This window comes from Desulfobacula phenolica, from assembly GCF_900105645.1.
Classification (GTDB): domain Bacteria; phylum Desulfobacterota; class Desulfobacteria; order Desulfobacterales; family Desulfobacteraceae; genus Desulfobacula; species Desulfobacula toluolica.
On the sequence record NZ_FNLL01000001.1, the window covers coordinates 126,911 to 141,530 of the forward strand.

General features: G+C 40.5%; 10 protein-coding genes and 1 tRNA gene. 8 read left to right on the forward strand and 3 right to left on the reverse strand.

Annotated features, from left to right (window positions below):
- Nucleotides 1-7 precede the first annotated feature (7 nt).
- The 6 genes from BLT94_RS00500 to BLT94_RS00525 all read left to right on the forward strand — a co-directional run bounded on the left by BLT94_RS00500 (nt 8) and on the right by BLT94_RS00525 (nt 4,415).
- Nucleotides 8-82: transfer RNA gene (locus tag BLT94_RS00500), tRNA-Gln, on the forward strand.
- A gap of 44 nt (nt 83-126) precedes the next feature.
- Nucleotides 127-1,065, forward strand: coding sequence for a ribose-phosphate diphosphokinase (locus tag BLT94_RS00505; RefSeq protein ID WP_092229413.1), 939 nt, complete (start codon nt 127-129; stop codon nt 1,063-1,065).
- Nucleotides 1,066-1,121: 56 nt separating this feature from the next.
- Nucleotides 1,122-1,769 carry a 50S ribosomal protein L25 gene (locus tag BLT94_RS00510; RefSeq protein ID WP_092229415.1) on the forward strand — a complete coding sequence of 216 codons (648 nt, stop codon included), beginning with the start codon at nt 1,122-1,124 and terminating at the stop codon, nt 1,767-1,769.
- A gap of 11 nt (nt 1,770-1,780) precedes the next feature.
- Entirely contained in the window at nt 1,781-2,362 is a 582-nt protein-coding gene (gene pth, locus BLT94_RS00515) for an aminoacyl-tRNA hydrolase (RefSeq protein WP_092229416.1), read from the forward strand.
- 528 nt (nt 2,363-2,890) lie between these two features.
- The gene (locus BLT94_RS00520) at nt 2,891-3,415 is read left to right on the forward strand and encodes a CarD family transcriptional regulator (RefSeq protein WP_014956707.1); all 525 of its coding nucleotides are present in this window, start codon (nt 2,891-2,893) and stop codon (nt 3,413-3,415) included.
- A gap of 67 nt (nt 3,416-3,482) precedes the next feature.
- Nucleotides 3,483-4,415: an RluA family pseudouridine synthase gene (locus tag BLT94_RS00525; protein WP_092229418.1), complete on the forward strand. Its 933-nt coding sequence runs from the start codon at nt 3,483-3,485 to the stop codon at nt 4,413-4,415.
- An 82-nt stretch (nt 4,416-4,497) separates the two neighbouring features.
- Here the strand turns inward: BLT94_RS00525 and fdhF are convergent, their stop codons facing one another.
- Entirely contained in the window at nt 4,498-7,266 is a 2,769-nt protein-coding gene (gene fdhF, locus BLT94_RS00530; protein WP_092229420.1) for a formate dehydrogenase subunit alpha, read from the reverse strand.
- A 208-nt stretch (nt 7,267-7,474) separates the two neighbouring features.
- On the opposite strand from fdhF, the gene BLT94_RS00535 reads away from it, so the two are divergent.
- A complete protein-coding gene (locus BLT94_RS00535; RefSeq protein WP_092229422.1) occupies nt 7,475-9,544 on the forward strand; it encodes an FAD-dependent oxidoreductase in 2,070 nt (689 codons plus the stop codon).
- Between the two features lie 55 nt (nt 9,545-9,599).
- Nucleotides 9,600-11,561 (forward strand): hybrid sensor histidine kinase/response regulator, encoded by a 1,962-nt coding sequence (locus tag BLT94_RS00540; RefSeq protein ID WP_092229424.1) that lies wholly within the window; start codon nt 9,600-9,602, stop codon nt 11,559-11,561.
- Nucleotides 11,562-11,846: 285 nt separating this feature from the next.
- Here BLT94_RS00540 and BLT94_RS00545 read toward each other — a convergent pair whose 3' ends face one another.
- Both BLT94_RS00545 and BLT94_RS00550 read right to left on the reverse strand, forming a co-directional pair.
- The gene (locus BLT94_RS00545; protein ID WP_092229426.1) at nt 11,847-12,767 is read right to left on the reverse strand and encodes a manganese-dependent inorganic pyrophosphatase; all 921 of its coding nucleotides are present in this window, start codon (nt 12,765-12,767) and stop codon (nt 11,847-11,849) included.
- Nucleotides 12,768-12,943: 176 nt separating this feature from the next.
- Nucleotides 12,944-14,617 (reverse strand): radical SAM protein, encoded by a 1,674-nt coding sequence (locus BLT94_RS00550; RefSeq protein ID WP_092229428.1) that lies wholly within the window; start codon nt 14,615-14,617, stop codon nt 12,944-12,946.
- Nucleotides 14,618-14,620 lie beyond the last annotated feature (3 nt).

Below are 14,620 nucleotides of genomic sequence, written 5' to 3' on the forward strand. Positions count from 1 at the left end.
AGAATATTGGGGCGTCGTCAAGTGGTAAGACACAGGGTTTTGATCCCTGCATTCAGAGGTTCGAGTCCTCTCGCCCCAGCCAAATTTGTATAACCAGATACATAACGGGGAAAAAAGAGATTTGATATGAAAGGCTTGTCAATTTTTGCAGGAAATTCGAATCCTGTCCTTTCGGACATGATTTCGGGGTATCTTGCAAAACCGCTAGGAAGATTGAAGGTTGACCGTTTTAGTGATGGCGAAACTCAAGTTGAAATTCAAGAAAATGTCAGAAAACAGGAGATTTTTGTCATACAATCAACGTGTAATCCTGTGAATGACAATCTTGTTGAGTTACTTCTTATGATTGATGCATTTAAAAGGTCTTCCGCCAGTAGAATTACCGCAGTGATTCCGTATTTCGGATATTCACGCCAGGATAAAAAAGTGTCTCCCAGGGTTCCCATCAGCGCTAAACTTGTTGCAGATCTTCTTGAGAATACAGGTGTTCACAGAGTGATTACAATGGATCTGCATGCCGGACAAATTCAAGGTTTTTTTAATTGTCCTGTGGATAATCTTTATGCTGCCCCTGTTATTATAGATGATATTAAGACCCGCTATCCGGAAAACCTGGTTGTTGTATCGCCTGATGCCGGTGGTGTTGAAAGGGCAAGGGCATATGCAAAACGCCTGAATGCCGGTCTTGCCATTGTTGATAAAAGACGGAGTGCGCCGAACAAGGCAAAAGCAATGGCTATTATCGGAGATGTTCAAGATAAGATAGCTATTGTTATTGATGATATGGTTGATACGGCAGGAACATTGACAGAGGCTGCAAGTGTTATCGTGGACAACGGTGCAAATGCAGTTCACGCTTACTGCACGCATCCAGTGCTTTCAGGGCCGGCTATTGATCGAATAAACAAGTCATCTTTAAGTTCTCTTGTTGCAACAGATACTATCCCTTTGTCTGAGGAAGCAAAATTATGTGGCAAGATTGAGACGCTTTCCATTGCCAAGCTTGTCGGTGAGGCGATTGTACGCAGTTACAGGGGAGATTCTGTAAATTCTCTATTTGTATAAAATAATTGATATATTAGTCTTCTGCATGAATGCATGCAGTTATGGAGGAAATAGCTTTGGAATTAATTGAATTAAACGCAAAATTAAGAGAAAAAAGCGGTAAAGGCGTTGCAAGAAAATTAAGAAGAAATAATGAGATACCTGCGATTGTATATGGGGCTAAAAAAGATTCTATGATGCTCTCCCTTGACACTGTTACCTTCGATAGGATTATTAGGAAAAACGGTTCAATGGGCCTTTTCTTTAATCTCAAGGTTGGTGGGGACTCCGGGGAAGAAAAAATGGTTATGCTTAAAAATATGCAGATGGATACATTTGGTTTGAAATATCTGCATATAGATTTGCATGAAATTGATATGGATAATCAGGTTAGCATCACTGTGCCGGTTGAAGCAGTTGGTGATAGCAAAGGTGTTAAAGAAGGCGGGCTTCTCCAGATTATAAGGCGAGAGCTTGATGTGCTTTGCAAACCGACTGACGCACCAGACAGTATTAAGGTTGACATTAGTGACCTTGATGTTGGAGATGCTGTTCATGTGGAGGATATTGATCTGGGGGAAGGTGTTGAAATTCCTCATGAAGTTAACTTTACCGTTATAACCATTGTGGCGCCGAGTGTTGATGAAAAAGAAGCTGGAGAAGAGGAAGAAGATCTTGAGGAAGAAGATGTTAAGGCTACTCCGGCTGAGGCAACTGAAGAGTAATTTCATTGTAAATGTCATGTTCAAAATTTAAAATTATTGCGGGTTTGGGAAATCCTGGTAAAGGCTATGCTCAGACTCGCCATAATATCGGTTTTTTAGTTGTTGAAGCCCTTGCTTCAAAATCCCATCTTACGATTGATAAAACCCGTTTTGAGTCCCATTATGTGAAAGGCAGAATTAAAGACCAGGATGTCTTTATTATAAAACCTTTGACTTATATGAACCTAAGTGGGTTCTCCATCCATAGATTTGCCTCATATTATAAGGTTGGTATAGAAGATATCATTATTGTTCATGATGATATGGACCTTGCATTCGGAAAGATAAAGATTGTTAAAAGTCGTGGGCATGGTGGCCATAACGGTGTTAGATCAATCCTTGAGGTGTTTGGTAAAAAGGATTGTATCCGAATTCGCGTAGGGGTTGGTCATCCAGGATCAGGAAAGGATGTGACCGGTCATGTCCTTGGTGGTTTTAGCCCGGATGAAATAAAAATTTTGGATCATTGTATTGATACTGCTTCAGATGCCTGTCTGTGTGTCCTTGAAAATGGTGTTACTTCTGCCATGAATCTATTTAATACCAAATCTTAAAGTGGTTATTATGTTCATATAATAACCACTTTCTTTTATTATTCTTTTTTAGATATATCACAAAGTGGCCATTTGTTTATCCTAAAGCAAATGCGAGCCATTGTTGATGGTTCATAAAATCTTATGAACGGGCACTGCGTGAATCAAAAACTGATCAGATAATAGAATTGAAAATCTTAAAACAAATTTTTCAAATATGCTTAAAATTGTCGGCGCAGGATCAACTATAGAGTGCCTTTGGGCTTGAGCTGGATGAAATGTCTGTATTTGCTCAGGGCTTTTATGTTTATGTTGTAGGAAGGAATTATCTTTGTCTTATAACCAAAACTTGTGTTTGTTCAGGGAGTGATAGTGATGGAAAATGCATTTGTGCTGACGGAAAATAGTGTTGAAAAACTCAATTATTTCAGGGAAGAGATAGTTTTTGTTTGAGTTTCAATGAATTATTATCATTGACAATATTGTTAAAGTGTGGTTATCTGCCTGAGAATGGGATAATTGTTTTTATAAAAAAAGGTGGGAGATCTAATGGGTGAAAAAACCAATGTAATAAAGGCAGCATCAACCAAAAAAGAATTTTCCAAAGGAGACTTGGCGGTTTATCCTGCGCATGGAGTTGGCTGTATAGAGTCAATTGAGAGCAAGGAGATAAATGGCGACATCATGAATTTTTACATGATGAAGATCGTTGAAAATGGCATGGTGATAATGATTCCGACTTCAAACGTGGAATCTGTCGGCCTGAGGGAAGTGATATCTGAAACAGAGGTTCCACAAGTCTATAAGGTTATGCAGGAAAAGGCACAAGGTGCTGATAATCAGACTTGGAATCGAAGATACCGGGAATATATGGATAAGATTAAAACCGGTTCCATATATGATGTTGCTGAAGTTTTCAGAGATCTTTTTCAGTTAAAGCTTGAAAAAGATCTTTCTTTTGGCGAACGCAAGTTGCTTGATACGGCTCAAAATTTATTGGTTCAAGAGTTGTCTACTGCCAAGGATATAGATGAAAAAGCAATGATGCAGGAAATTGAGGATCTTTTCAACTAACCCCAGTGTATTATCGTACTGATTTGAAAACCGGCTTGCAATAAATTGTTCGCCGGTTTTGTATGTTATGAAACTAATAATTCACATAGATGATAATTTAAAAGAAACCCGTCTTGATGCAATAGTCGCCAATTACAGTAAAGCTTGCCCTAGAAGCAAGGCCGCAAATCTTATACGCAATGGCGATATCCTCGTTAATGCTGAAAAAAAAAAGCCCGGATACAAGACAAAACAAAGTGATATCATTACCGGGATTATTCCTGATTCAGGTAATGAAGCCATGGTATTGCCGGAGAACATCAAGCTTAATATTAAATTCGAAGATGATCATATCATGCTGATCAATAAAAAGCCGGGCATGGTCGTTCATCCGGCACCAGGAAATTTTTCCGGGACTCTTGTGAACGCATTATTGTTTTATGATCCAAAAATAAGAAATGTTGGAGAAGACTGCCTTCGTTCAGGTATCGTTCACAGGCTTGATAAAGATACCAGCGGTTTAATGGTAGTTGCCAAAACAAAATCTGCACTGCATTTTTTGCAAAACGAATTTAAACAACGGAGAGTGGAAAAAAAATATCTGGCTCTTGTTTCAGGAAATTTTGCAGATGACCAGGGCGAAATAAATCTTCCTATTGCCCGGCATCCGGTGAAAAGAAAAATAATGGCCATAGCCCGTGAAAATGGAAAATTTGCCAGGACGTGCTGGAGAGTTAAGAAAAAATTTAAAACAGCATGCTTGGTGGAAGCGCTTTTAAAGACAGGAAGAACACATCAAATCCGGGTTCATTTTTATGCTATTGATCATCCATTAATTGGAGAGCTTGTCTATCAACCCAGAAGGTATCGTAAAAATAAGGGGATTGTTGCTCTAAGACAAATGCTGCATTCCTGGCAACTGTCTTTCAGGCATCCTTATTCCGGCAAAAGGATTTTTTTTGAAGCAGAATTACCTGAAGATTTTTTGCAGACACAGGCATTACTAGAATCAATTCAATAGAAGAGCAAAAAAAAAGCCAGCAGGCAAGCAGGTATGACCATGCTGCCTATTGGCTTTTTTTAGGTACTTAAATTAAACCTGTTTAAACTTTGACAGGCTCAATTTTAATGGCGCAGACTTTAAATTCCGGTATTTTTGCTGTCGGATCCAGTTTTGCGTTTGTCAGTTCATTAGCTGCAGCTTTGGCAAAATGAAATGGAATAAAAACTGTTCCATCCACAGCTTTTGATGACACTTTTAGTTTGGCACTTATTTTGCCCCTGCGTGAAGACACATCCACCTCAGATCCTGTGTCAAGACTAAGTTTGCGGGCATCACCGGAAGAAATTTCCACAAAACATTCAGGAGACAGCATGTTGAGTCCGTCGGTTTTCATGGTCATGGTTCCAGTGTGGTAGTGGTATAATACCCTTCCGGTTGTCAGGATATAGGGATAGTCTTTATCCGGCAGTTCTGCAGGTGGCCTGTGGTCAATGGCATGGAAGAGTCCTTTGCCTCTGGTAAATTGAGCAGTATGCAAAATTGGAGTTCCTTCATGGGCTTCATCCGGGCAGGGCCAGTGGATACCGGTTTTGGAAATTCTTTTCCAGGTGATGCCTTTGTAGGAAGGTGTAACGGATGTGATTTCCTTGAAGATATCGCGGCTGGTCTCATAAGACATCTCATATCCCATTTTTCCGGCAATCCCACAGATGATTTCCCAGTCCTGTCTGGCTTCTCCCGGAGCGTTCACCGCTTTTCTGACCCGTTGAACCCGTCGCTCCGTATTTGTAAAGGTGCCATCTTTTTCTGCAAAACAAAATGCCGGTAAAACCACATCTGCCACCTTTGTTGTTTCCGTCTCAAAGATATCCTGAACAACAAAAAAGTCCAGATTTGCAAGGGCTTTTTTTGCATGGTTCAAGTCAGGGTCGGAAATGAGGGGATTTTCTCCAATAACAAAAAGTGATCTAAGATCTCCTTCATAGGCTTTTTGAATCATCTCAGTAGCTGGCAAGCCAGGGGTTGACGACATGCCGGTGACATTCCAGGCTTTTTCAAGTTCGCTTCTGACGTCATCATCGCCGACAGGCTGGTATGCGGTAAACACATTGGGCAATCCACCCATATCACATGCGCCTTGAACATTGTTCTGACCGCGCAGCGGGTTTACTCCGCCGCCTGGTTTGCCCAAATGTCCACAAAGCATAGACAGATTGGCAAGGGATTTGACATTGTCCGTACCACAGATATGCTGGGTAATTCCCATGCAGTATAATATTGATGCAGCAGGCGCTTTGGCAAATTGCTCGGCAACTTCAATAAGATCTTCGGCCTTGATACCGGTGATATTTTCCACATATTCGGGCGTATATTTTTCAACGGCTTCTTTGAGGGCTTCAAAATTCTGGGTTCTGTTTTCAATAAAATCTTTGTCTTGCAGATCTTTTTTAATAATGACATGCATCAGGCCGTTGATCCAGGCAATATCCGTACCCGGTTCTGGTCTGAGCCATTTGTCGGCATGATCCGAAAGCGTTACTTTTCGAGGATCAATGACATAGAGCTTTTTACCCTTTGCTGCGGCCCGCTTAACAAAACTGGAGAGTACCGGATGATTCTCTGTTGTATTGGACCCTGTCACAAGTATCATGTCGGATGTTTCAATATCCGCTATGGTATTGGTCATTGCACCGCTTCCAAATGCTGCAGCCAGACCGGCTACGGTGGAGCTGTGTCATAGTCGGGCACAATGGTCAATATTGTTGGTTTTCAGTACGGCTCGGGTGAATTTATGGGCAATGTAATTGTCTTCATTGGTGATCCTGGCAGATGTCAAAACCCCGATACTGTCCGGTCCGAATTCATTTTTAATACTTGACAGCTTTTTTGCCACAAGATCCAGTGCTTCATCCCAGGATGCTTGAACCTGTTTTCCATTTTTTTTAATTAATGGTGTGGTCAACCGTTCGGAAGATGCAACAAATTCGTATCCAAACCTGCCCTTGACACACAGGCTTGCATTGTTAGGCGGAAGATCAATATCCGCTCCATCTATCTTAACGATTTTATTATCCTGAACAAACAGATCCATCTGGCAACCTACACCGCAGAACGAACAGGTCGTTCTGACTTTTTGGGTGTCTTTAAATCTGCCATCCCGGAATGATTTGTCCGGTATCAGTGCGCCGACAGGGCAGACCTGAAGGCATTCGCCGCAAAAGACGCAGTTGGAATCTTTTAGTACGGCATCTTCTTTTGCGATGATTTTACGATCTTCACCCGTGTAACCGAACTCAATGGCATTGTTTACCTGTATCTCCCTGCATGCTTTTACACATCTTCCGCAAAGAATACATCGTGAAAAATCCCTGATAATAAAAGGATTGGCACGTTCGGTTTCATATTTGCATTCATTGAGCGGCATACCACGGGTTTTAACTTGATACCGGTAGGCGAGGTTTTGGAGTTCACAATCGCCCCATACCGGGCAAAGCTCGTCTTTGCCGTCGCTTTTCAGGACATCCAGCTGAAATGATGTCCAGTCCGTGGTATCAAAATCTCTTATTGCACAATTATGGTTACCTGAAGCCAACAGTTTGCTGATATTATCTCTGCGTGCTTCAATGACCTTTGATGATTCCGTAAAAACGATCATATCTTGTTCTGCTTTAGTTGCACAAGATTCAACCAGACCCGGATATCCCTTTATTTCAACCAGACATATTCTACATGTCGTAGTTGGAATTGTGTTTTTTAAATGACACAGAGTGGGAATATCAATTTGATTGCGTTGTGCAACTTCAAGAATTGTTTCACCTGATTCAAAGGTCAGTTCATTTTCGTTTATTGTTATAATATTATGTTCCATGTTTATCCTTCCGGATATTGATGTTATAACAGTTTACTAATTTGCCCTGACAACGACTGAATAAATACACTGTAGTTGAAGTATTGTCAATGTGACAAAGAAATTTTGGTTGATAATATTGACTTTTCTTTTTCCAAAGGGTTATACAGTAAAGGGCGTTTCGAGATTAAAACGATTTGATGAAAATACAAAACATAAGGATAGGGTCATGTTTCAATCTGTTTTAATGATGGGTGGTTTGGGTGTAGCTATTGGTACGGCTTTGGTGATTGCTTCTAAAGCATTTTATGTCTATGAAGATCCAAAGGTTGTTGCCATTGATGATGCCCTGCCGGGAGCCAATTGCGGCGGATGCGGGTATCCGGGGTGTAATGCCAATGCCGAGGCTATTGTCAATGGGCTTTCGGACGTGAATTCTTGTGTGGCTGCCGGTGATGATGTTGCCATGGCAATTGCACAGATAATGGGTGTGGCAATTTCAGATACGGAGCCTGAATTTGCCGGACCCGGTTGCTATTATGGTAAGGATGATGCAGATATGGAATATGCCTATCAGGGTATAACCGATTGCAGGGCTGCAGCATTGTTGTTTGGTGGTATGAAGGTCTGCCGGATCGGTTGTCTGGGGCTTGGAACCTGTGTGAAAGCATGTATGTTCGGAGCGTTGTCTATCGGCAGTGACGGGTTGCCTAAAGTTGACCAGGAAAAATGCACTGGATGCGGTGCCTGCGAGAGAATATGTCCTAAAAATATTATCCGCCTCACGTCAGTTACCCGGCGGATCATCAGAGAATATACTACTGAAGAGTGTGTGACACCATGTCAAAGGGCTTGTCCCACTGGTATTGATATCAAAGAGTATATTCGTTTGATCAGGGAGGGGGATTATGAGGCTTCTGTTCAGGTCATCAAAGAACGAAATCCTTTTCCAACCGTTATTTCAAGGATTTGTCCAGCCCTTTGTGAGTCTAAATGCAGAAGGCTGCTACAGGATGAATCGGTTGGTATCAATAATTTAAAACGTTTTGTCTGTGATTATGAAATGAATCAGAACAAACGGATATTGCCTTATAAAGCTCCTGCAACAGACAAACAGGTGGGCATTATCGGAGGTGGTGTTGAGGGATTGTCAGCCGCTTATTTTACGGCAAGACTTGGGCACTCTCCAACTGTATTCGAGGCAACCGATGCCTTGGGAGGAATCCTTTGCAAGGCCATTGCAAGGGAAAGGCTGGTCAAGGATGTGCTTGACTGGGATATTGAGGGAATAAAAGAAATGGGCGTGACTGTCAAAACCCATGTTAAAGCAGGTAAGGATTTTACAGTTGACGGACTTTTAAAACAAGGATTTCATGCTGTGTTTACAGCCACAGGTGGCTGGGATTCCAGGCTTGCCAGGGGAGGTGTTGATCAGGCAGAAACCGTTTTCCCCGGAGCATATCTGTTGATTGATTTGTTAAGAAGTCAATCTGATAAAAATATCACAATTCCTTTGGGAAAAAATGTTGTGATTGTCGGCGGCGGCATCAGGGTGCCGGATGCCGTGAAGTTGTTAAAACAAAGCGGGGCAAATAAAATTACAATTGTTTCAAGAAAACAGTACGAGGACTCCTCTTTTGATTCGGCAGCCATTGATGTTTTGAGCAAGGCGGGTGCAACTATTATATATAATGCAGGGGTCACAAAAGTTGTCGGTGAAGAAAGCAACTTGACGGCAATTGAATATGCAGCTCTTGATACGGGTGAAAAACAGATGATTGATGCAGATACCTTGTTTATTGCTTCTGGAAGATTTCCGGAACTGGTCTTTGTGCCTGTGATAGATGATGAGTCAGATCATGCACAAGACGGTCAGGAAAAGATAGGGCCTTTGGTCTGGGAAGGTGTTGAACTACAGAAAAAACCTGATACAAATATGGAATTAGGATTGCTTTCAAGTCAGGATGTGATCAGTGAATATCCTTCTGCTGTGGCATCTATCAATGGAGGCAGAAAAGCGGCTGCTGCAATGCATCATCTGATGTATGGCATCAAGTTTCAAGACGCTTCCAATTTTATTACAGATCAATCAATTCTTCAGGATGTTACAGTGCTTAAAAATGTGGATGTTCTGCCCAGAAACATCATTAAATTGAACAATGAGCAAAAAGGCTATGAAGGGGGCCGGGTTTCAACCGGGTTCTCAACCGGGTTCACAACCGAACAGGCCCAGGCAGAAGCTGCCAGATGCCTGAGATGCGGTCTTGTCTGTTATGAAAAATCAAAAATAGTCGGATAAGCATTTTTTAAAAAAAATATTGCCTCTAACCCTTTAATTCAGATTCGGATAATATATGAGATCAGAGCAGATACTTGTTGTGGATGATGAAAAAAGGATTGTTGAAAATATTTCTTTTTGTTTGAAGAGAGAAGGTTTTCAAACGGTAGGAGGATATGACGGAGATCAAGCAATACGGATTTTTGAACAACAGAAGTTTGATCTTGTATTGCTTGATGTGAACATGCCCGGAAAGAGCGGGTATGATGTCATGGAGCATATTTTGGGTATTGATGAAGATGTCTTGATTATTATTATTTCAGGATATGCATCCATTGAATCTGCTGTCAAGGCTCTTAAATTAGGTGCCTGGGATTATCTTAAAAAGCCGTTTGAATATGCGGATCTGATAAAAACCGTAACAAACGCACTTGCTCAAAAGAAATTAATTAACGATAAAAAAGCTATATGTGCAAGACTTGAAGCATCTGAGAAGCAATATGAATATATGGTGAACAATTCTCCTGATCTTATTTTTACTCTGGATCAGGATGGTTGTTTCACATTTGTAAATCATCAGTTTGAAAAATTGCTGGATTTTTCAAGTGAGGATTTGATAGGAACCCGTTTTAAAGATATTCTTCACAATGGAGATATTTCAAAAGCAGCTGACCTGATTAGGTTTGAAAAATATGAACAGCAGGTTAATGGCGGGCAATTTATGCATTTCAGGTTCAAAAAAGCAAAAACAGGAAATTTACGGTCTGATCCATACGAATCCTTTGCTTTTATGGAACTCAAAGCTACGCCTATGCATTTGCCTGCAGGTCATGGTAGAGACGAGTTCAATGGTGTATACGCAGTTGCCCGGGATGTGACGGAGAGGATAAGTCTTGAAGACCAGCTGCGACAGGCACAAAAGATGGAAGCCATAGGAACCCTGGCCGGAGGAATAGCCCATGATTTTAATAATATTCTTATGGGTATTCAGGGTTACGCTTCTCTTGTGAGAAGTGGATTTGACTGTGACAGCGAAGAATATAAACGGCTTGCTAATATTGATGAGTATGTTTTCAATGGTGCTGAAATGGCCAGGCAATTATTAGGGTTTTCAATGAAAACATATCAGGAAACTGGTCCTGTCAATTTGAATTACCTTTTAAAGATGTCTGCAAAAATGTTCGGCAGAACCAAAAAAGATATTGAAATTAATCAATACCTGGAAAAAGATTTATGGAGTACAATAGTTGATGAAGGGCAGATTAAACAGGTCTTGCTGAATCTTTTTGTCAATGCATGGCAGGCAATGCCGGATGGTGGTAAGATTATAATCAAATCTGAAAATATTGTTATGGATGACTGCGGGTTTGAAAATTTTGCTAAATATGTAAAGGTTACTGTATCAGATACCGGTGTAGGAATGGATGATGAGATTATACCCAGAATTTTCGATCCTTTTTTTACAACAAAAAACAGGGGGCAGGGTACAGGGCTTGGACTTGCCACCGCCTATGGAATTATTAAAAGTCATAAGGGAATCTTCAAAGTTGAAAGTAAATCCGGAAAAGGCAGCTCTTTCATGTTTTTTCTGCCGGCCGAGAAAACTAAAGCCGACACTTGTAAAGATCCTGAAGAAAATAAAATAATTTTCAGCGGGAAGGGGTCTATCTTATTGGTTGATGACGAAAAAGGTGTGGTTGAAGTATGCTCAGAGATGTTGGAAAGCCTTGGATATCAAGTCAATGCTGTTTCAAGCGGTAGTGAGGCGATTGAGATTTTGAAAACCGGAAATTTAAAAATAGACCTTATTATTTTGGATATGATTATGCCTCAAATGAATGGCCGGGAGACCTTTGAAAAAATCAGAGAAATTGATCCTGAAATAAAAGTACTGATATCTTCAGGCTACAGCCGGGAATCTGAAATTGAAAAAATGATGAGGCACAGTTGCGATAGATTTATTTTCAAACCATTTGATATAACAACATTGTCTGAAAAACTCAATGAGGTGTTCAGCATCCCGGTGAAAAGTTTATAGATATTTTACAGCTTCTAATATCCTAATCAGGACAAGCCAGAACCAAACAGGCTTTCTGATTCTCTTGCCAAAACAACACGAAAATTAGAGATAAGACACTAAAGTAATGAGGGGCTGTTAAAAATTAAAAGGGGTTGGAAAATGTGCTTCCAACCCCTTTTAATTTTTTTGTTTTTCATATGAAAATCTTGAAAAATTTAAACAAAGACTTTCATATTTGTTTGTGGGCAAACCTAATGTAACCAAATAGCTGTAGAAAATGGTCAGGCATACCTGTGGCAGTGATTAGCCAAATGTTTTTTCAAGATCAGGAACGATCTGTTTTTTGCGGCTCATAATGCCGGGCAACCAGGCTTTTCCATCAGCAGGAGCTACGCCGAATGCTTTTTCCACAACAGAAGCATCATCGGAAGCAATCAACAGTTCCGTGCCTTCTTTCATGATATCCGTCAGCATAAGGAATACACTGTGATGACCTTTTTCGTCTTTAAGTGCCTGGATATCTTTTTCAAGATCTGCTTTGATACCGTCAACAATGGAAAGATCAACCAGTTCGAGTTGCCCCACACCAACGCCGTTTCCGCTCATGTTAAAATCTTTGTAATCACGGAAAACAAGTTCGCGAATCGGTGTGCCTTCTACAGCAGATTTTACCTTGAACATTTCGATTCCCAAGGCTTCCAGATCACTTTCACCACAGATTTCAGAAAGCTGAGCGCAGATTTTTTTATCTGCGTCAGTGCATGTGGCGGATTTGAAAATAACCGTATCTGAAAGAATAGCGCACAGCATGATGCCGGCGATATCTTTTGGTATTTCAACGTCAAAATAGTTGTACATGGACGCAATAACCGTGCAAGTGCAGCCAACAGGCCAGATCCAGCATTCAAGCGGCTGTCCGGTAGTGACATCGCCGAGTTTGTGGTGATCGACAATACCAAGAATGTTGGCTTCGCCAAGATCATCAGGGCTTTGAGCAAGATCGGAATGATCCACAAGATATACATCTTTTCCAGCATATGATGTAACAAGCTCAGGGCCTGCAACGCCAAATTTTTCAAGTACAAAAGTAGATTCTGGATTCAATGCTCCCTGCATTGCAGGAACAATATCTTCACCAAGTTTTTTTTTAAGATCTGCCAGTGCGATTGCTGCACAAACTGAATCCGTATCTGGATTTTTGTGACCAAATACTAAAGTTGACATAAAACCTCCTAAAGTTTGTAATATTATTTTTATTGTCTGATGATCTTAAACAATTATGATCATCTTATGGTTTTAATTTTTTAAATACCCATTCAAAAACCGCAATATTTTATAGAATTAATTGGCAAGATAAACAAGGAAAATTTTAAAATTCATTCATCAAAGTCAATTCTTTTTTACATACATTTTTTGCAGGTTTTGCAATCAATCATAGGGCAGGGGTTGGATTTTTTTTCTTGTTTTGCCTTTACAAATTCTTTGGCAAGGAACAGTTTTTTTACTTGATTGTCAAGAAAATCCCATGGAAGGGGACTTTCAACAGATTTTTCCTGATGGATAATTGAATTACAATACGCGCTATTCTGTTTTATGGCCGATGACCAGCCGTTTTTTAATGCTGATTCGATTATGTCCGCAGTTTTTTGATCACCAAGGGAAAGCAGGGCATGAATTTTTGCCTTTCTCAATGATTCTACATTCATATTTACGTTGGCGACTTTTTTTAAGCCTTGTTTGATAATATTGACTTTGTTTTTTAATGCGGTTTGATCCTCCATGGCTGCCCATTGAAAGGGTGTAGATGGTTTGGGAATAAACGGGTTGACACTCAAGGTGATGGTTCCGATTTTTTTCTTTTTTTTTGATGTCTCAAGAAAAACGGATTTAATTTTTTTAGTCAGTTCCACTATGGCGTGAATATCCTGATCCTCTTCAAATGGCAGTCCTATCATAAAATAGAGCCTTAAATTGATGATTCCCGAATTGACAAGTCTTTGGGTGGCTGAAAGGATATCGTGTTCATCAATGTTTTTATTAATAACATTGCGCATTCGTATCGACCCGGCTTCCGGGGCAATGGTGGCTGTTTTAACTTTTGAGTTTGACATAGCACCAATCAGTTCATCGGTTAGCTTATCTGCCCTGAGTGATGAAAATGACAATTTGAAATTGTGTTTCAGTCCATAGTTGCAAATTTTTTTAATATCCGGGTGATCAGCAATAGCGGAACTGACAAATCCTATTTTATCTGTTTTTCCCAAAGCTGTGTCAATGGCGGCATAAATATTTTTTGCAGGATAAATTCTAGGGGGTCTGTATATAAATCCCGAGCTGCAGAATCTGCAGCCGTGGGGGCAGCCTTTAAGGGTTTCAATCAGAAAGGTATCCTTAAACGCGGTGCCGGAAGTCAGAATACTGGTACTGGTTGTAACCATTTCAAGATTTTCAAGGTATTGTACCTTGATTTGAAATGGGCTTTCTCGTGTGTGAAGGGCGGGGACATAGGCACCTGGTATTCTTTTTTCCATGGTTTTTAAAAAAGATTCTTTGTCGATTTTTCTTGAAAACGCATCAAAAAAAGAATCCAGCAGGCATTCTGCTTCCCCCAGAAGAAAACAGTCTATAAAAGGAGCAATCGGTTCAGGGTTTAAAAAACAGGCAACTCCCCCTGAAATTACAAGGGGGTGGGTGTGGTTTCGATTGGTTGATCGCAATGGGATATCTGCTTCTTCAAGTATCTGAACAAGATGTATAAAATCATTTTCAAATGATATTGAAAACAAAATAATATCAAACTGGTCAAGGCTTAATCCGCTTTCAAGACTTTTCGGTTGCTGTACGTTCCGCTGCCCCGGTTCCGATAAAAAAAATCTTTCACACGCTACTGTTTGTATCTGGTTTGCGATCCTGTAAACGGTTTGAAACCCTAAGGATGACATACCTGCCTTATAGGAGTTGGGATAGACAAGGGCGGTTTTTATTAGCCCCTTGCCTTTTTTAATAACGGCTCCTTGTTCAATTATTTTTTTTTTTGAGCCATAATTCCGGGGCTTTTTTAGCCGTTTTCTCATTTA

Coding starts and splice junctions, on each gene's coding strand:
- BLT94_RS00505 (WP_092229413.1), top strand. CDS start 127: ATGAAAGGCTTGTCAATTTTTGCAGGAAATTCGAATCCTGTCCTTTCG.
- pth (WP_092229416.1), top strand. CDS start 1,781: ATGTCATGTTCAAAATTTAAAATTATTGCGGGTTTGGGAAATCCTGGT.
- BLT94_RS00520 (WP_014956707.1), top strand. CDS start 2,891: ATGGGTGAAAAAACCAATGTAATAAAGGCAGCATCAACCAAAAAAGAA.
- BLT94_RS00525 (WP_092229418.1), top strand. CDS start 3,483: ATGAAACTAATAATTCACATAGATGATAATTTAAAAGAAACCCGTCTT.
- BLT94_RS00535 (WP_092229422.1), top strand. CDS start 7,475: ATGTTTCAATCTGTTTTAATGATGGGTGGTTTGGGTGTAGCTATTGGT.
- BLT94_RS00540 (WP_092229424.1), top strand. CDS start 9,600: ATGAGATCAGAGCAGATACTTGTTGTGGATGATGAAAAAAGGATTGTT.
- BLT94_RS00545 (WP_092229426.1), bottom strand. CDS start 12,767: ATGTCAACTTTAGTATTTGGTCACAAAAATCCAGATACGGATTCAGTT.
- BLT94_RS00550 (WP_092229428.1), bottom strand. CDS start 14,617: ATGAGAAAACGGCTAAAAAAGCCCCGGAATTATGGCTCAAAAAAAAAA.